14 protein-coding genes are annotated in these 17,742 nt (G+C 56.3%); 10 read left to right on the top strand and 4 right to left on the bottom strand.

Going from position 1 to position 17,742, the window contains the following annotated elements:
* Positions 1-104: 104 nt before the first annotated feature.
* The 3 genes from treZ to glgX are packed head-to-tail and all read left to right on the top strand — an operon-like array spanning position 105 to position 6,448.
* Positions 105-1,892: a malto-oligosyltrehalose trehalohydrolase gene (treZ, locus tag L383_RS16650; protein WP_023330444.1), complete on the top strand. Its 1,788-nt coding sequence runs from the start codon at positions 105-107 to the stop codon at positions 1,890-1,892.
* Positions 1,889-4,357 carry a malto-oligosyltrehalose synthase gene (gene treY, locus L383_RS16655; protein WP_023330443.1) on the top strand — a complete coding sequence of 823 codons (2,469 nt, stop codon included), beginning with the start codon at positions 1,889-1,891 and terminating at the stop codon, positions 4,355-4,357. Before treZ ends, treY begins: the two co-directional genes overlap by 4 nt.
* A 15-nt stretch (positions 4,358-4,372) precedes the next feature.
* Positions 4,373-6,448 (top strand): glycogen debranching protein GlgX, encoded by a 2,076-nt coding sequence (gene glgX / locus L383_RS16660; RefSeq protein WP_023330442.1) that lies wholly within the window; start codon positions 4,373-4,375, stop codon positions 6,446-6,448.
* A 2-nt stretch (positions 6,449-6,450) separates the two neighbouring features.
* Here the strand turns inward: glgX and L383_RS16665 are convergent, their stop codons facing one another.
* Entirely contained in the window at positions 6,451-6,996 is a 546-nt protein-coding gene (locus L383_RS16665; protein WP_014883867.1) for a winged helix DNA-binding protein, read from the bottom strand.
* A gap of 198 nt (positions 6,997-7,194) precedes the next feature.
* On the opposite strand from L383_RS16665, the gene L383_RS16670 reads away from it, so the two are divergent.
* Genes L383_RS16670 through L383_RS16680 form a run of 3 tightly spaced genes read left to right on the top strand, consistent with a single transcriptional unit; the run spans position 7,195 to position 9,905 of the window.
* Entirely contained in the window at positions 7,195-7,917 is a 723-nt protein-coding gene (locus tag L383_RS16670) for a DUF969 domain-containing protein (RefSeq protein ID WP_014883866.1), read from the top strand.
* Entirely contained in the window at positions 7,914-8,900 is a 987-nt protein-coding gene (locus tag L383_RS16675; RefSeq protein ID WP_023330441.1) for a DUF979 domain-containing protein, read from the top strand. Before L383_RS16670 ends, L383_RS16675 begins: the two co-directional genes overlap by 4 nt.
* Positions 8,901-8,909: 9 nt before the next feature.
* Positions 8,910-9,905 (top strand): DUF2891 domain-containing protein, encoded by a 996-nt coding sequence (locus L383_RS16680; protein WP_023330440.1) that lies wholly within the window; start codon positions 8,910-8,912, stop codon positions 9,903-9,905.
* Positions 9,906-9,984: 79 nt separating this feature from the next.
* On the opposite strand, the gene L383_RS16685 is transcribed toward L383_RS16680, so the two are convergent.
* Positions 9,985-11,403 carry an MFS transporter gene (locus L383_RS16685; protein ID WP_023330439.1) on the bottom strand — a complete coding sequence of 473 codons (1,419 nt, stop codon included), beginning with the start codon at positions 11,401-11,403 and terminating at the stop codon, positions 9,985-9,987.
* 118 nt (positions 11,404-11,521) lie between these two features.
* Between L383_RS16685 and L383_RS16690 the strand changes: the two genes are divergently transcribed.
* Entirely contained in the window at positions 11,522-12,427 is a 906-nt protein-coding gene (locus L383_RS16690; RefSeq protein ID WP_014883862.1) for a LysR family transcriptional regulator, read from the top strand.
* Positions 12,428-12,431: 4 nt separating this feature from the next.
* Here L383_RS16690 and L383_RS16695 read toward each other — a convergent pair whose 3' ends face one another.
* Together L383_RS16695 and L383_RS16700 are read right to left on the bottom strand one after the other, a co-directional pair.
* Positions 12,432-13,886 carry a Cu(+)/Ag(+) sensor histidine kinase gene (locus tag L383_RS16695; protein ID WP_023330438.1) on the bottom strand — a complete coding sequence of 485 codons (1,455 nt, stop codon included), beginning with the start codon at positions 13,884-13,886 and terminating at the stop codon, positions 12,432-12,434.
* Positions 13,876-14,559 (bottom strand): copper/silver response regulator transcription factor, encoded by a 684-nt coding sequence (locus L383_RS16700; RefSeq protein ID WP_014883860.1) that lies wholly within the window; start codon positions 14,557-14,559, stop codon positions 13,876-13,878. The genes L383_RS16695 and L383_RS16700 overlap by 11 nt, the downstream gene beginning before the upstream one ends.
* Before the next feature lie 162 nt (positions 14,560-14,721).
* Between L383_RS16700 and L383_RS16705 the strand changes: the two genes are divergently transcribed.
* From L383_RS16705 to L383_RS16715, 3 genes are read left to right on the top strand one after another with little or no spacing between them, the layout of a single operon-like run.
* Positions 14,722-16,107, top strand: coding sequence for an efflux transporter outer membrane subunit (locus L383_RS16705; RefSeq protein ID WP_023330436.1), 1,386 nt, complete (start codon positions 14,722-14,724; stop codon positions 16,105-16,107).
* A gap of 28 nt (positions 16,108-16,135) precedes the next feature.
* On the top strand, positions 16,136-16,477 hold the full coding sequence (gene cusF, locus L383_RS16710; RefSeq protein ID WP_023330435.1) for a cation efflux system protein CusF: 342 nt from the start codon (positions 16,136-16,138) through the stop codon (positions 16,475-16,477).
* Between the two features lie 11 nt (positions 16,478-16,488).
* Entirely contained in the window at positions 16,489-17,739 is a 1,251-nt protein-coding gene (locus L383_RS16715) for an efflux RND transporter periplasmic adaptor subunit (RefSeq protein WP_023330434.1), read from the top strand.
* The last annotated feature ends 3 nt before the right edge of the window (positions 17,740-17,742 follow it).

Raw genomic sequence — 17,742 nt, 5'->3', positions numbered from 1 at the left:
AAGAATAGACGAAGCGGTTAAATCCGCTGAGCCAACATACTTTTAATCCTGAACTAAGCTTGTACTTCGTTCCGCGTAAAATGTGGGTCATTCGAGGACAATGAATGGAATTCAGGACATTTCAAAAGCAGTGGGGTGCTGAGTTTATTTCCGATGACGTTGTACGTTTTCGCGTCTGGGCAGAAGGACAGAAAGCGCTGACGCTACGTCTGGCCGTCACCGACGTGCCGATGACGGCAGTGGGTAACGGTTGGTTTCAGGCAGACGTTCCGGGCGTTACGCACGGCACAGAGTATCAGTTTGTCCTGCAGGACGGCATGACGGTGCCCGATCCCGCGTCTCGCGCACAGGCGAGAGACGTTAACGGCCCCTCCATCGTTATCGATCCCCGACGTTATCAGCCGGTTAACCGGGACTGGTCAGGGCGGCCGTGGGAAGAGACGGTTATCTATGAACTGCACATTGGCACGTTTACCCCGGAGGGGACCTTCCGGGCCGCGATTGAAAAACTCCCTTACCTGGCAGAACTGGGTATTACCCAGCTTGAAGTTATGCCCGTGTCTCAGTTTGGCGGATCCCGCGGCTGGGGATACGACGGTGTGTTGCTTTATGCTCCGCACGCCGCATACGGTACGCCAGAGGATTTCCACGCGTTAATCGATGCCGCGCACGGTCTTGGGCTTTCCGTGGTGCTGGATATCGTACTCAACCACTTCGGCCCGGAAGGCAACTATCTCCCGTTGCTGTCGCCTGCCTTTTTCGATGCAGAGCGGATGACGCCCTGGGGCAACGGAATCGCCTACGAGCGCGAGCCGGTAAGACATTACATTACCGATGCGCCGCTCTACTGGCTGACCGAGTACCGCCTGGACGGCCTGCGTTTTGATGCCATCGACCAGATTAAAGACAGCTCGAAGACGCATATTCTCCAGGAAATTGCAGAGAAGATCCGTGAGGCGATCCCGAACCGTCATGTTCACCTGACCACGGAAGACAGCCGCAACGTCATTTTCCTGCATCCGCGTGATGAGCACGGCAATACGCCGCTGTTTACCGCTGAGTGGAATGATGATTTCCACAACGCGGCTCACGTGTTTGCCACCGGTGAGACGCACGCGTACTACCAGGATTTTGCGTTTGAACCAGAGAAAAAATTCGCCCGGGCGCTGGCAGAAGGGTTTGTCTACCAGGGCGAGGTTTCGCTGCAAACCGGCCAGTCCCGCGGGGTGGAGTGTCACACGCAGCCACCGCAGTTCTTCGTTGATTTTATTCAGAACCACGATCAGACCGGGAATCGCGCCCATGGTGAGCGGCTTATCACCCTCGCAGGTGCCAATAAAACCCGTGTGCTGCTTGCTGCACTACTGCTTTCCCCCCATATCCCGCTGCTGTTTATGGGCGAGGAGTTTGGTGAATCACATCCGTTCCTGTTCTTCACCGATTTTCACGGCGATCTGGCCGACGCGGTGCGGGAAGGGCGCGCAAAAGAGTTTACTGGCCATGCCGGGCACGATGACGCTGTCCCGGACCCGAATGACGTGAACACCTTTGTCCGCTCAAAGCTTGACTGGAATAAAATTGCCACCGACGACGGCAAAACGTGGCTCCGCTTCACGCGCCATCTGCTTACGCTGCGTCATCGTTATATCGTTCCGCTTCTGCATGAGGGAAGTCGCGTCGAGGGCAAGGTGATCGGGACGGCGCCCGGGATGGTGGCCGTAAGCTGGCGCTTCCCGTCCGGAACGCTTTCGCTGGCGCTTAATATCGGCAATAAATCTGTCAAACCGCCCGCTCTCCCGGGGGAGACGCGCTTCGCCTGGCCGGAGGTAACCGACATTTTGCCGCCGAACAGTATTGTCGTTCGCTTTGCTGATGGAGAAGCATCGTTATGATCCCTTCCGCCACGTACCGTATACAGTTCCGTAATGGCATGACCTTCGATCGCGTTGTCGGGCTGGTACCCTATCTGAAAGACCTCGGCATCAGCCACCTTTATGCCTCCCCGGTGTTTACTGCCACAACGGATTCCACGCACGGCTATGACGTCACCAACCCGAATGAAATAGACCCTGCGATCGGCGGACGCGAAGGTTTCGACCGCTTGTCCGCGGCGCTTAAGCAGGCCGGCATGGGGCTGATACTGGATATTGTCCCTAACCATATGTCGACCTCTCTGGAAAACACCTGGTGGCGGGACGTGATTGAGTACGGACAGCAGAGCCGCTATTTCCGCTATTTCGATATCGACGGGTCTCGCCCGCTGACGCTGCCGTTTCTCGGGGACACCTTTGAGGCGGAGCTGGAGAAGGGGGCCATTACTTTAAAACGTGACCCTGTCACAAAAAAAGCCGCTCTGATCTATTATGACACCGCATATCCGCTCAACCCGGGCACGTTCAGCGAGGATAAGAGCCTTGCGGAACTGCATGAAGCACAAAGCTGGCGATTGATGTCCTGGCGGGAAGCGCCGAAACAGCTTTCGTGGCGACGTTTCTTTGAGATTACCGGTCTGGTGGGCGTGCGGGTTGAAGATGACGCGGTATTCGACGATACGCATCGCCTCATCCTTGAACTGGTTCACGCGGGTGTGGTGGACGGTCTGCGGATCGACCATATCGACGGTCTGGCCGATCCGCTGGGCTATCTGCAGCGCCTGCGGCAGGCAACCGGACCGGACTGTTATATCACGGTCGAGAAAATTCTCGCTAAAGGAGAACAGCTTCCCGCCGAGTGGCCCGTCTCCGGTACTACCGGGTACGAATTTATCGCTTCGCTGGCGGAAGTGCTGGTCGACGACGATAACCTGTCGCGTCTGGAAAAAATTCACGACGAGACGCTGGGGGTAACGGTCGATCGCCACGCGGAACTGCGCGATGCGAAAGGCCTGATGACCGATCGTAATTTTGAGGGCGAGTTCACCACGCTGCTTAATCTTGCAGACGATCTGGCCCGCCGCAATGACGTTGCGCTGCAACGCGATGATATTCACCACGCGTTACGCGAGCTGCTTATCGCCTTTCCGGTGTACCGCACCTACGGCACCCGGGAGGGGTTAACCCCGCCAGATGTCGCGCTGCTTAACCGCGTGGTCGGCAGCGTAGAGACATCCGAAGCCGCCCTGAGCCTGGTAGTCCGCATTCTTACCGGCGACTTGCCGGAAGAGTGCCGCGAGTCCGCCGCGCTTTTCAGAACCCGCTTTCAGCAGTTGACCGGGCCGCTGATGGCGAAGTCCGTTGAAGACACGCTGTTCTTTCGTCATAACCTGGAGCTGGCGCTTAATGAAGTGGGCGCCGACCCGACGCCGCGCGCGTTCTCGCTATCCCGCTTTCATCAGGAGATGCGCATTCGTCTGGCCCGTCAGCCCGATGCGCTGCTGGGCACCTCCACGCACGATACCAAGCGCGGGGAAGATGCCCGGGCCCGGCTTTACACCCTGACGGAGGCCCCGGAACAGTGGGGCGAAAATCTGGCCCGCTGGCGCCAGATGAACCAGACCCAGGTGCGGTTTCTCAATGACGGTACCGCGCCAAACGCCGCCGACACGTGGATGATCTATCAGGCGCTGGCAGGCGTCTGGCCGGCCACGCTGTCGCCGGACGACGCCGACGGGCTTGCCTCGCTGGAGGCGCGTTTTATCGCTTTCCTCGAAAAAGCGCTGCGCGAGGCGAAACAGCGCACAGACTGGATCGACAGCAACGAGAGCTATGAGAGCGTGGTGCTGCGCTATGCCCGGCACCTGCTTTCACCTGACAACACGCTGTTTCTGCATGATTTCAGCGAGTCCATGCGGCCCTTTATCCGCGCCGGACTGATGAACAGCCTCAGCCAGACGGTGATTAAGCTGACGGCGCCCGGCGTGCCGGATATCTATCAGGGCAGCGAGGCGCTTAACGTTAGCCTTGTCGATCCGGATAACCGCCGCGAGCCGGACTTTCCGACGCTGGTGCAAAACCTCAGCGTGGCGAATGCCGGTATGTTTGAAAACCCGGCGTGCTGGCAGGACGGAAGGGTGAAGCAGTTTGTCACCGCTACGCTCCTGCGTCTGCGTCCACACTATCCCGGGCTGTTTCGCTATGGCGACTGGCTGCCGCTTAAAGTGTCCGGCGATCGGGAGGAGCATCTGATTGTCTATGCGCGGGTGAAAGACGGCGAGGTGCTGATTGTTGCCGTGCCGCGACTGGTTTTTGGCGTCACCGATAACCGCACGCTGTGGGGCAATACCACGGTGGCGATACCCGAGGCGCTGGCAGGAAAACGCTATCGGGATCTGTTCAGCGGTGAAAGCCGCATGCTGCAAGAGACGCTGGATTTAACGTCGGAAAAGGGATGTGTACTGGTTCTGCTTACCTGCGAATAATCGTGGAGAACGAAAATGGCAAAGGATACAACGTTTGAAATTCGGGCCGGTCATGGCCAGCAGTTGGGTGCAAATTATGACGGGAAGGGGGTCAACTTCGCGCTGTTCTCCGCTCACGCTGAGCGGGTGGAGCTCTGTCTGTTTGACCCCTCCGGGAAAACGGAAATCGCCCGGCTCGAGCTTCCTGAATATACCCACGAAGTCTGGCACGGCTATGTGCCGGATCTGAAGCCCGGTACGCTTTACGGCTATCGCGTCTACGGCCCCTATGACCCGGAAAACGGTCATCGCTTCAACCCGCATAAACTGCTTATCGACCCCTATGCCCGCGAACTGGTGGGTGATATCGACTGGAACGAGGCCCATTTCGGCTATGCGCTGGGGCATGACGAATTAGACTTGAGTTTTGATACCCGTGACAGCGCGCCGTTCACGCCAAAATGTAAGGTTATCGACCCGAACGCCTGTGACTGGCAGGACACTAACCGACCCACTATCCCCTGGCCGAACACCGTGGTGTATGAAAGCCACGTAAAAGGGTTTACCCAGATGAACCCGGCAATTCCTCCCGAACTGCGGGGCACCTTTGAGGGGATGGGGCATAAAGCCTCCGTGGACTACATCAAAAGCCTCGGCATCACCTCGGTGGAGCTGCTCCCTGTTCACTGGTTCCCGGACGATCAACATCTTCTCGACCGCGGTCTGAAAAACTTCTGGGGCTATAACACGCTGGGCTTTTTTGCGCCGGCGTCGCGCTACTTCGGCCCGGCGGGGATCCAGGGCTTTCGCGATATGGTGCGCGCTTATCATGATGCTGGCATCGAAGTGATTCTCGACGTGGTGTATAACCACACGGCGGAAGGCAATGAGCTTGGCCCCACGCTCTCGTTTAAAGGCATTGATAACTACAGCTATTATCGCACACTGCCTGACCAGCACCGGTATTACATCAACGACACCGGAACGGGGAACACGGTCAATACCTCTCACCCGCGTGTGCTGCAGATGGTGATGGATTCGCTGCGCTACTGGGCGGAGTCGATGCATATTGACGGTTTCCGTTTCGACCTGGGAACGATACTGGGCCGCGAGCCGGAAGGGTTTGATCCGCGCGGCGGCTTTTTCGACGCCATGACCCAGGATCCGGTTTTATCCCGACTGAAGCTAATTGGTGAACCCTGGGATATCGGCCCCGGCGGCTATCAGGTGGGCGGTTTTCCGCCAGGCTGGGGTGAATGGAACGACAAATACCGCGACACCGTACGCGAGTACTGGAAGGGGGATAACGTCTCTAACGACTTTGCCGCCCGTCTGCTGGGATCCGGTGACTTGTACGATCTGCGCGGGCGTCGCCCCTGGGCCAGCGTTAATTTCATCACCGCCCATGACGGCTTTACGCTGAATGACCTGGTGTCGTACAACGAGAAGCATAACGCCGACAACGGGGAAGACAATAATGATGGCCATAACGATAACCGTTCATACAACTATGGCGAAGAAGGGCCGACGGAGAACCCGGATATTATTGCTACCCGCGAAAGGCAGAAGCGTAATTTCCTGACCACGCTGCTGTTTTCCCATGGTACGCCAATGCTGCTGGCCGGCGATGAGTTTGGCCGCACGCAGAAGGGCAACAACAACGGCTACTGCCAGGACAGTGAGATCTCGTGGATCGACTGGAAAGGACTCTCCGAGAACGACGCTGCGCTGCGCGAGTTTACCCGACGTTTGATTGCGCTTCGTGCCGCGCAACCGTTATTGCGTCGTGAAAGCTGGCGCGACGGGCTGGAGATCCGCTGGTTTAACGCCGGCGGCGGTCCGCAGCAGGCAGAGCAGTGGGATGAGGGCTCGACGCTCGGGGTGTCCATCAGCAGGCCCGATCTCAAACAGGAAGAGGGGATCTGGCACGATGTGCTCATGCTGTTCAACCCGTTTGAAGGCAGCGTGGCATTCCAGATCCCACAGTTTGGTGAAGGGGGATGGGTGCTGGAGCTGTCTACAGCCGATGACGCCGTGACCGGGAAGGCGATCACCGAAGCGGTAGAATTCGAGCTGGCCGGACGCAGCATTACTCTTTTCCGACGGCCCTGAGTTTACAGTGATGCCGCCGCCCTGGCGGCGGTGTCGTACAGGGAGGAAATCGTGCGTAACAGCTGCGCGGTTTCGCCAATGGATTTTCCGGCAATGCCGCTCTCCGCATGTATCGCGATCAGACACGCCTCCCGCACGTCGCGGTATTTCATACATAACGCTTTACCTTCCTCCGTGGTGGAGAAAAAGAGCTCTTTACCCGCTTTCTCACTTGTCACGTAGCCTGCTTTAACCAGCTTTTTCAGGGCATAAGTCACCACATGCGTATCTTCCACGTTGAGAACAAAACAGATATCAGCCAGCTTTTTCTTGCGGTCGCGGTGGTTCACATGGTGCAGAAGTGAGACATCAAAGGCGCCCATATCGGGCTCGCCGGCAGCCGTCATGCAGCGCACCATCCATTTGTTGAACGCGTTGCTGGTCATGATCAGCGCGTATTCCAGCTCTGACAGTTCCGCGCAGCGCTCGGACACCAGATGGCGGGACGAGACGATCCGGCCATCGTTGATGTCGTCGTGATGGGGTGAAGCACGCTTTTCTGAGGTCATAACGTTCCTTAGTCAGAAATGTAAACTCATCGATAAAATAAGAACATTTTATTGATAAATTGTTTACATGTTTTTGAGGTTCAGATATAGCTTTTTAGCGCAGGTTTTGCAAAGCCTGACGAAAACACAACATCGCTCGCCGCAAATTAAAAAAATAGCCGTCGGCGCGCAACGCTCACTTTCGATAGGGTAAACGTTATGGACGGTTCTACGCTGTTGCCGCTGATCGGGATACCGATCGTGGTTATTGGTTTTGCTTTGCGCTTCAACCCGCTACTGGTGGTCGTGGTCGCGGGGCTGGCGACGGGTCTGCTGGTCGGTATGGATTTCGGCATGCTGCTTGAGACCTTTGGCGAGAAGTTCGTCAATAGCCGATCGCTCGCGACCTTCATTCTGATCCTGCCGGTCATTGGTCTGCTGGAATATTACGGGCTAAAAGAGCGCGCCCAGGCCTGGGTCGCGAAGATCGCCAGCGCCACCTCGGCGCGTATTTTGATGCTCTACTTTGTCGCCCGTGAAGGCACGGCCGCGCTGGGGTTGATGTCGCTGGGCGGGCATGCCCAGACGGTACGCCCGCTGCTGGCGCCGATGGCTGAAGGGGCCGCTCTGAACGAGTATGGTGAACTGCCGCAGCATATCCGCGACAAAATCAAAGCCCATGCCGCCGCGTGTGACAATATCGCGGTCTTCTTTGGGGAAGACATTTTTATCGCCTTTGGTGCAGTGCTGCTGATTGACGCGTTCCTGAAAGAGAACGGCATTCAGGGGATTGAACCGCTCCATATCGGCCTGTGGGCCATTCCGACGGCCATTGCGGCATTGATTATTCATATGACACGCCTGCTGCGCCTGGATGCCAGTATCCGTCGTGACGTGATGGCCTGGCGTGCAGAGCAGGCAACGCAGGGGGCCGCGCAATGATGACGCTTATCACCATTAACCGCGTGTACTACCTGATTGGCTTCGTCGTGATGTTGCTGGTGGTCATGACCCTGCGCGATCGTGCGAATCCGAAGCGTTTCACCACGGCGCTTTTCTGGTTTTTATTCGGCGGGATTTTCCTGTTCGGTGATCTGATGGTTCAGGAGCTCGGCAAATCGCTGGCGTACCGGATCATCGGCGGCAGCGTTATCGTTATCGCGCTGCTGGCGGGCTTTGGTCTTGTCGGAAAGGGGCACTACAAAATGGCCTCCGATGAGGAACGGGTTGCCTCGTCAAACCGCCTCAAAAACTGGCTGTTCCTGCCTGCGCTGATGATCCCCGTGGTGACGGTGATCGGGACGCTGTTCCTGAAGGGCGTGTCGATTGGCGGCGTTTATCTTCTCGACCAGAAACAGCTCACCCTTGCGGCGCTGTGCGTGGCCTGCGTCGCGGCGATCCTCACCGGCTGGTGGCTGACGAAGGGCACGCCGCTGCACGCGATTCGCCAGTCTCGCCGTCTTGTCGATACCATCGGCTGGGCGGTGATCCTGCCGCAGATGCTGGCCATGCTGGGTGGGGTATTCGTGGCGGCCAATACCGGTGACTCCGTGCAAAAGGTGGTGAGCCTGTTTGTGAACCCGGATAACCGCTTTATGCTGGTGGTGATTTACTGCGTGGGGATGGCGCTGTTTACCATGATCATGGGTAACGCCTTTGCCGCTTTCCCGGTATTGAGTGCCGGTATCGCCTTGCCGTTCCTGATTAACGTGCATCACGGTAACCCGGCACCGCTGCTGGCGATTGGCATGTACGCAGGGTATTGCGGCACGCTGATGACGCCGATGGCCGCGAACTTCAATATCGTGCCCGCCGCGCTGCTGGAGCTGAAGGACAAATATCAGGTAATCAAGATCCAGATCCCGACCGCGTTAACCTTGCTGGTGGTGAACGTGTTCTTAATGTATTTCCTCGTTTTTCGCTAAGGAGCGGTTATGGAATTAACGCAACAACAGGCTGACGCGTTTGCCCGAATGCCTTTAACCTATTTGCGCCAGGAATACCCGAACCACATCATGCACCTGCTGAATGATGATGGGGATGTTCTGCCGCCTCGCGAACTGCACCCGATTTTCTACGGCTGTTTTGACTGGCACTCGGCCGTGCACGGCTACTGGCTGCTGCTGCGCTGCGTGCGTCTCTATCCAGAATTGCCGTGCCGGGAAGAAATCGTCGCGCTATTCGACGAGCACCTAACCGAAGAGAACGTGGCTAAGGAACTGGCCTATTTTACTGCGCCGTTCCGCGCCTCGTTTGAGCGCCCGTATGGCTACGGCTGGCTGCTGGCGCTGGCCCAGGAACTGAAACAGTCGTCGCTGCCGCAGGCCGCAGGCTGGTATCAGACGCTTGAACCGTTAACGCAGGATATTCGCAATCGTCTGGTGGATTACCTCGGCAAGCTCACCTATCCGATCCGCGTCGGGACGCATTACAACACGGCGTTTGCTCTGGCGCTGGCGCTCGACTATGCGCGTACAGTGAGTGACAGCGGGCTTGAGCAGGCTATTCTGGCATCAGCGGAACGGTTTTATCTCGCCGACACGCGCTACCCGGCGCACTACGAGCCCGGCGGTGATGAGTATATTTCCGGTGCGCTGACAGAAGCGTTGCTGATGAGCAAGGTGGCAGAGGACTTCCCGGCCTGGTTCGACGCGTTTCTGCCGGAGGTGGGCGCCGTTGCAGCCCTGATGAGCCCGGCGCAAGTGAGTGACCGTACCGACCCGAAAATTGCCCATCTGGACGGGTTAAACCTAAGCCGCGCCTGGTGTATGAAGCATATCGCAAAAGCGCTTCCCGCAAACCATCCGGCGCAGCAGGCGCTGCGTGATTCGGTGGCGAAACACCTGATGGCAAGCGTAGAGCATGTTGTCGGCAGCCACTACAGCGGCGGGCACTGGCTGGCGAGCTTTGCGCTGCTGGCGCTGGAGTAAATAAACGATACGCCTTTCTTGCCGGGTGGCGCTGCGCTTACCCGGCCTACATTGTTCATTAAAATCAATATATTGCATATTATCTTGTAGGCCCGTGCAAGCGTAGCGCCGCCGGGCGCAGCCTGCTCGCGCTAAACAACACGGCGCCCGTCGAGGCTATGACGGCGATCCACAGCGCAACATGCACGATCCGGTCATCAAGGGTTTGGCCGGGTGTTGCCGCCAGCAGCACGCCCACCGTAGCGGCGCCGAGACACTGGCCGAATGTCCTGACGATAGACAACACGCCGGAGGCATAGCTGGCATAGTCCCGCGTCACGTTAGCGAGCATTTCCCGGTTATTGGGGCTCTGGAAGCAGCCAAACCCTATCCCGCAAACCAGGCTGCGCAGGCAGATGTTCCATACGGATGGGCTTTCAGGCAGGGTCGCCAGCAGAACCAACCCACCGATAAATATCATAAGCCCGAGGGTCGAAATCAGCGGCGCGGAAATCGTATCTGCCCAACGCCCCGCGTGCGGCGCAATCAGCACAATACCTATCGGCCACGGGGTAAAGAGCAGCGCAGAAACCACGGGACTGTAGCCATACACGCTCTGAAACAGGAACGGCAGCGCGACAAAGGTGATGCCCTGGCTCACAAACGAGGCCAGCGAGGTTAGCGCAGCGAGGGTAAAGCGTCCGTTTTTGAATATGACGGGCGGCAATAAAGGGTGACTTGCCCGCCGAATCCGCCAGATAAAGGCGAGGGCGCTCATCAGCGCGAGAAGTCCCCAGCCGATGGCTTCGTGATTAATGTGCTGCGTGACGCGCTGAAGACTGTTAGCCGTCATGACCGTGGCTCCCAGAAATGTTGCGGAGAGCACCGCGCCTGGCGCATCAAAGGAGGATTTATCACCCGCTGATTCCTTCGGTAAAGCGCGCCATGCCAGCAGCAGGGCGATGCAGCCTGGAATAAGGTTAATGGCGAACAGCCATTGCCAGCTCAGCGCGTTCAGTATCGTTCCGCCCAGCACCGGGGCTATCGCCGTGCTGGAGGCGATAAGCAGGGCGTGCAGCCCCAGAACGCGGCCAAGCAGTCTGCCGGGAAAAACGGATCGCAGGATTGCCGGGGCGATGCTCAGGGTGGCCGCGCCGCCGATGCCCTGCAGAATACGCATTCCGATCAGCACATCCGGGGTCTTCGCCAGCGCGCAGCCGAGAGAGGTAAGCGTAAAGGTAGCAAGCCCGGCCAGAAACACCGGGCGATAGCCCACGCGCGCCGCCAGCGCGGCAAAGATGGCGAGGGTCATGGCCGCTGACAGCAAATAACCGTTGGCGAACCAGACAGCAACATTGGCAGGAACCTGCATTGCGCTTGCCATGGAGGGGAGCGCGATGTTGATCATCGTTCCGTCAAAGACCCCCATCAGCGTGGTGGTCATCACGGCGGCCAGGACCCGGGCGCGCTCATGCCCGGATAAACCTTCATCGCCGGGCAGGTTTGAAAATAGCGTCATCGTCGTTACTCCAGAAAAAGAATAGTAATGACGAAACTATAATCATCAGGTATACAGGGCGGAAGACGCAGCATTTGCACTTAATCGTTGCATATAACGCCTTATCTGAGGATTCCTCGTGACCGATCCTGACTTTAATCTGCTTGTCGCGCTCGATGTCCTGCTGGCCGAAGCCAGCGTGGCGGGCGCGGCGCGACGCTTAAACCTGAGCACCTCCGCCATGAGCCGAACCCTGAGCAGGCTGCGGGAGGTCACCGGCGATCCTATTCTGGTTCGGGCGGGTCGTCAGATGGTGCTGACCCCCTGGGCGGAAGCCACACGGGATCGCGCCCGCAACGCCGTACACGAGGCGAGGGCGGTGCTCCAGCCCTCCAGCGATACGCTGAAGGTCGAGAATCTGGCGCGCCTGTTCACCATCAGAGCCAACGACGGTTTTGTGGTGGCGTTTGGGCCACTGCTTATTGCCGCAGTCGCGAGTGTTGCCCCCGACGTTTGTATCCGTTTCTCCCCGAAACCTGAAAAAACATCGCGCTATCTGCGAGAGGGGCTTGTCGATCTGGAAATCGGCGTGCAGAGCAATATGGGGCCTGAAATACGTCTGCAACGGCTGTTTCAGGACAGGTTTGTTGGCGCAGTGCGCCAGGGGCATCCACTGGCTTCGCGCCCGTCAGTTAGCCTGCAGGATTATATCTCCTGGGGGCATGTGGTGGCCTCGCCCGACGGATCGTTACACGGGTTTGTCGATGACGCGCTGGCGGAACGCGGGATGAAACGTAACGTCGCCAGCGTTGTGCCCGGTTTCCCGACGGCGTTATCCGTGGCGTTGGCCTCCGATCTGATTGCCATGGTCCCGGCGCTGTATTTGCTCAATCAGCCCATGTCAGAACGCGTACACGTCTTTGAACTGCCGTTTAAAACCCGGAGCATTACCGTCTCACAGATGTGGCATCCGCGCATGGAAAAGGATCCCGCGCACCGGTGGCTCAGGGAGAAGGTGCTGGAAGTGTGTCGGCCGGTTCGCTGACCGCTTAAACGGTTTTCTTCGGCACGGAAAGTATAAAGCGCGTCGATACCGCATCGGATTCCACACGGATTTTTCCGTGATGGGCGCTGACGATGGATTTCACGATGGCAAGGCCGATGCCGCTGCCTTCGCCTTTACGCTGTCTTGATGGATCCACCCGGTAAAAGCGGTCAAACAGCCTTGGCAGATGTTCTTCCGGGATCGGCGCGCCGGGGTTGGCAACCACCAGTTCAATATTGTTTTCCTGCTCTCGGAGTGAGACGGTCACCGCTTTTCCTTCCGGCGTATAGCGCAGGGCATTGGATAACAGATTGTTAATCGCCCTTCTGAACATCTGCGGATCGCCTTCTGTCAGGCAGGGCATTCCGTTAAATTTCAGCGTGACGTTACGTTCTTCCGCCCAGGCTTCGAAGAAATCGAACACTTTCATGACTTCAGCGCGCAAATCAAAGATCGCCCGGTCCGGGATGAGCTGATTATTATCCGCCTGCGCCAGGAACAGCATGTCGCTGACCATCCGGGTCATTCGGTTGTACTCTTCAAGGCTGGAATACAGCACATCTTCCAACTCCTTCTGAGAACGGTTCTGGCTCAGCGCAATTTCCGTTTGCGTCACCAGATTGGTAACAGGCGTTCTGATCTCATGCGCGATATCGGCGGAAAAATTGGCCTGGCGGGTAAAGACATCTTCTATTTTTTCAATCATATGGTTGAAAGAGATCACCAGCTGTTCCAGCTCAACGGGCACGCGGGACGGTTCAAGTCGCGCGTCGAGATTCTCTGAGGTGATATTTTTAATGGCGGTGCTGACGTTACGCAGAGGCAGATGGCCCTGGCGTACCGCAATACGAATGACAACAATAATCAGCAGACTGATTGCCGCGGCAATCGCGAAGAGATTCTTCTTCAGGGCATCCAGGTAGTGCAGATGAAAATTAATGGAGAGGCCAATCAGCATCACGTAGTCCTGCGATTTGCCCTGCAATGTCGCCGTGCCTGACGAGGCGATAATCCGGTACGTGTCCATTTTCATGTCGGGCTCCGCGTGCATGGAAGCAGAAGAGTCCTCCACCGTCCACAGAAAGACATCCTGGGTGCGACGGTGCACGTTAAAATCCGGTGTATTCATCGCAGGGCGTAATGCTGCCCCGTGTGCCGAGCTGAACAGGGTATTTCCCTGCGGATCCACAAGCAGAACGGCAACGTTGCGGTAACTGGCGATCGACTCGTTGAGTTTACTGATTTTCTTCCGCTCGGGTTCGGCAGGAGATTGGAGGATACGGTGCATCGCGGTGCTGATTTGCTGCAGATCGCTGATGTCCTGCTCAGCAAAATGCTTTTCAACGGAATGCACCATAAACCACGTGAAGGCGAAAAACGCCAGGATCGTGGAGAGACTGATAAAAAAGGTCAGCCGAAGAGCCAGCGAAAAAGGGCGCCTGAAAGGCTTAATGCGCATCCGGCGCCTCCAGCATATAGCCCACACCGCGCACCGTCTGGATCAGCTTGTGTTCATAATCGTTATCGATTTTTGCCCGAAGCCGTTTTACCGCCACATCAATGGCGTTCGTATCGCTGTCAAAGTTCATGTCCCACACCTGAGAGGCAATCAGGGAGCGGGGCAGCACTTCTCCCTGATGACGAAGGAAAAACTCCAGCAGGCTGAACTCCTTACTGGTTAACAGGATGCGATTCCCCGCCCGGCTCACTTTTCTCGACACGAGGTCAACCGTCAGGTCAGCCACCTGAAGCTGGCTTTCCGCAATCACCGTATTTCCGCGCCTCAGCAGCGTTCTTACCCGGGCGAGAAGTTCAGCAAAGGCAAAAGGCTTAATCAGATAATCATCCGCACCCAGCTCAAGCCCTTTGACCCGGTGTTCAATGGTGCCGAGCGCCGTGAGGAGCAGTATGGGCATTCCTTTCCCGGCCGAACGCAGCATGCGGACAATATCCCAGCCGTTCACGTCGGGAAGCATAATATCCAGAATCAGCAGATCGTATTCCGCAGTCATGGCGAGATGGTAACCGTTGAGGCCATTGTCAGCGTGGTCGACGATAAACCCCGCTTCAGTCAGCCCCTTGCTGAGGTATTCACCGGTTTTCATTTCGTCTTCGACGATCAGTATTTTCATCTTGCTCCCCTGACTGGCTGCTGACGACATTCTATTGTGCTCGCGGCCGTTAACAATGACTTACGTTAAAAATGACAACATTGTCATTATCCTGTCACCCGTCAAACAGGATGCGTTCAGTAGAGTGACCCTAAAAATACTCTGGACTTCATTTGAACCATTATGTTCCTGTTAAAACGACTTAGCATCAGTACGGTATTTTTCCTGACAGGCTGCGTCTCGCTGGCGCCTGAGTACCAGCGACCCGCGTCACCGGTGCCCCAGCAGTTTTCGTTATCCCGAAATGGCCTGACACCTGCGGTGGCGGGGTATCAGGATACCGGCTGGCGTCACTTTTTTGTCGACCCCCAGGTCGTTGGGTTGATCAGCGACGCCCTGGAAAATAACCGCGATTTAAAAATGGCCACCCTGAAGGTTGAGGAAGCCCGGGCGCAGTTCACGGTGACGGATGCGGATCGTTATCCTCAGCTGAATGCCTCCTCGGCTATCACCTATAGCGGCGGTCTGAAAAGTGACAAACCTGCCTCGCAGCAGTACGACGCAGGTCTTGCAGTAGGCTATGAACTCGATTTCTTCGGCAAGCTCAGGAACATGAGCGAGGCTGACAGACAAAACTTTTTTGCCAGCGAAGAAGCTCGTCGAGCGGTGCATATTCTGCTCATCTCTAACGTGTCGCAGAGCTATTTCAGCCAGCAGCTGGCCTATAAACAACGCCGTATTGCGCAGGAGACGCTGAAGAATTACCAGCAGTCTTACGCGTTCGTTGAGCAACAGCTGGTAACCGGCAGCACAAACGTCCTGGCGCTGGAGCAGGCCCGGGGGCAGATTGAAAGCACTCAGGCAGAGATAGCCAAAAGAGAGGGTGAGCTGGCGCAGGCCAATAATGCCCTGCAGCTGGTCCTCGGAACGTATCGCGCACTGCCGGGCAACAGCGGCATGAACGCCAGCGATATTGCGCCGGTCAGGCTGCCGCCTCATCTTTCATCAGCGATACTGCTGCAGCGCCCGGATATTATGGAGGCGGAGTATCAGCTTAAAGCGGCCGATGCGAATATCGGTGCGGCACGTGCTGCCTTTTTCCCGTCCATTTCACTGACCAGCGGACTTTCAACGGGCAGCACGGAACTCTCCAGCCTTTTCACAACGGGCAGTGGGATGTGGAATTTTATCCCTAAAATTGATATCCCCCTGTTTAATGCAGGCAGAAATAAAGCCAACCTGAAGCTGGCTGAAATTCGCCAGCAGCAGTCGGTTGTGAATTACGAACAAAAAATTCAGTCCGCCTTTAAACAGGTTGCTGACGCGCTCGCGCTGCGGGAAAGCATTAACCAGCAAATTAATGCCCAGCAGCGGTATCTTGATTCGCTAAATATCACCCTGCAACGTGCCAGAGGGTTATATTCCAGCGGTGCGGTGAGCTATATCGAAGTGCTTGATGCAGAACGTTCTCTGCTCTCCACGCAGCAAACTCTTCTCGACCTTATTTATGCCCGTCAGGTGAATGAAATTACGCTCTTCACCGCACTGGGTGGCGGTTGGGTCGAATAAATTCATTTAATTAAACAGGAAAGTAAAAATGCGTAATTCACTTAAAACCGTTGTCCTCGGTGCGATCGCCGTAATGTTTTCTGCCAGCCTTCAGGCCGAGGTTCATCAGCACGCAGGAATGAATGTTGCCAGTGAAGGAACCTCAGAGCAGATTATTAAGGGGACCGGCATTATCAAGGATATTGATCTCACGAGTAAAAAAGTCACTATTGCCCATGATGCTATCCCGGCGGTGGGCTGGCCCGCGATGACGATGCGTTTCACCTTTCTTCAGGCTGACGAGAGTATTTCGGCCCTGAAAGTCGGTAGCCACGTTGATTTTTCGTTTGTCCAGCAGGGCAATATCTCTTTACTGAAGAGCATTAAATAGCGAGAAGTAGCATGGCATCTTTAAAAATAAAATACGCTGCCATGATAGTCAGCAGCCTTATTGCAGGAGGGATGATATCCGTCACGGCATGGCAGCATATTCACGCCTCTGCAAAACCAGAAAATCAGGTTTCTGAAAGAAAGGTACTTTTCTGGTATGACCCGATGAAGCCAGACGTTAAATTCGATAAACCTGGAAAATCGCCGTTTATGGATATGGATCTGGTGCCAAAATATGCGGATGAAAATGATGATAAAAGCGGTGCCGGAATACGCATTGACCCCACGCAGGTCCAGAACCTGGGGTTAAAAACGCAAAAAGTCACCCGCGGAACGCTGAATTATAGCCAGACGATCCCAGCCAATGTCAGTTATAACGACTATCAGTTTGTTATTGTGCAGGCGCGCGCGGAAGGTTTCGTTGAGAAAGTATACCCGTTGACGATCGGCGACCATGTCAGGAAAGGCACGCCGCTGATTGATATCACCATTCCGGACTGGGTAGAGGCGCAGAGTGAGTTTTTGCTGTTATCCGGTACCGGTGGAACGCCTGTGCAAATCAAAGGCGTACTTGAACGTCTTCGGCTGGCCGGGATGCCGGATGAAGATATTCAGAAGCTACGGGCGACCCGAACTATCCAGACCCGATTTACCATCAAGGCTCCCATTGACGGGGTGATCACGGCGTTTGACCTGCGCACCGGCATGAATACTTCAAAAGATAAGGTGGTCGCTCAAATTCAGGGGATGGATCCGGTCTGGATCGGCGCGGCGGTTCCTGAGTCTATTGCTTATCTGCTGAAAGACACGTCGCAGTTTGAGATTTCAGTACCCGCTTACCCTGATAAATCCTTCCCGGTTGAAAAATGGAACCTTCTGCCGAGCGTGGATCCCAGCACCCGTACGCTGCAGGTGCGCCTGCAGGTCTCCAACAAAGACGAGCGTCTGAAACCGGGCATGAATGCGTATCTCAAACTGAATACGCAAAGTCCGGAGATGCTGTTGATCCGGTCCCAGGCCGTTATTGATACCGGAAAGGAACAGCGCGTGATTACCGTCGATGCAGAGGGGCATTTTGTGCCGAAACCGATCCACGTTCTGCATGAATCTCAGCAGCAGTCCGGTATTGGTTCAGGCCTCAACGAAGGGGAGACGGTGGTAGTTAGCGGTCTGTTCCTGATTGACTCCGAGGCCAATATTACCGGCGCGCTGGAGCGCATGCGTCACGCTGAAACAGCAGACAACACGCATTCAGGTCATTAAGGG

It is taken from the genome of Enterobacter sp. MGH 37, assembly GCF_000534515.1.
GTDB lineage: Bacteria > Pseudomonadota > Gammaproteobacteria > Enterobacterales > Enterobacteriaceae > Enterobacter > Enterobacter kobei.
Note: the sequence above shows the minus strand (reverse complement) of the source record. Positions and strands in the feature narration are given on the sequence as shown.

What these genes read in the sequence shown, in the direction of transcription:
- treZ (WP_023330444.1), top strand. Translation starts at nt 105, where the DNA reads ATGGAATTCAGGACATTTCAAAAGCAGTGGGGTGCTGAGTTTATTTCC.
- treY (WP_023330443.1), top strand. Translation starts at nt 1,889, where the DNA reads ATGATCCCTTCCGCCACGTACCGTATACAGTTCCGTAATGGCATGACC.
- glgX (WP_023330442.1), top strand. Translation starts at nt 4,373, where the DNA reads ATGGCAAAGGATACAACGTTTGAAATTCGGGCCGGTCATGGCCAGCAG.
- L383_RS16665 (WP_014883867.1), bottom strand. Translation starts at nt 6,996, where the DNA reads ATGACCTCAGAAAAGCGTGCTTCACCCCATCACGACGACATCAACGAT.
- L383_RS16670 (WP_014883866.1), top strand. Translation starts at nt 7,195, where the DNA reads ATGGACGGTTCTACGCTGTTGCCGCTGATCGGGATACCGATCGTGGTT.
- L383_RS16675 (WP_023330441.1), top strand. Translation starts at nt 7,914, where the DNA reads ATGATGACGCTTATCACCATTAACCGCGTGTACTACCTGATTGGCTTC.
- L383_RS16680 (WP_023330440.1), top strand. Translation starts at nt 8,910, where the DNA reads ATGGAATTAACGCAACAACAGGCTGACGCGTTTGCCCGAATGCCTTTA.
- L383_RS16685 (WP_023330439.1), bottom strand. Translation starts at nt 11,403, where the DNA reads ATGACGCTATTTTCAAACCTGCCCGGCGATGAAGGTTTATCCGGGCAT.
- L383_RS16695 (WP_023330438.1), bottom strand. Translation starts at nt 13,886, where the DNA reads ATGCGCATTAAGCCTTTCAGGCGCCCTTTTTCGCTGGCTCTTCGGCTG.
- L383_RS16700 (WP_014883860.1), bottom strand. Translation starts at nt 14,559, where the DNA reads ATGAAAATACTGATCGTCGAAGACGAAATGAAAACCGGTGAATACCTC.
- L383_RS16705 (WP_023330436.1), top strand. Translation starts at nt 14,722, where the DNA reads ATGTTCCTGTTAAAACGACTTAGCATCAGTACGGTATTTTTCCTGACA.
- cusF (WP_023330435.1), top strand. Translation starts at nt 16,136, where the DNA reads ATGCGTAATTCACTTAAAACCGTTGTCCTCGGTGCGATCGCCGTAATG.
- L383_RS16715 (WP_023330434.1), top strand. Translation starts at nt 16,489, where the DNA reads ATGGCATCTTTAAAAATAAAATACGCTGCCATGATAGTCAGCAGCCTT.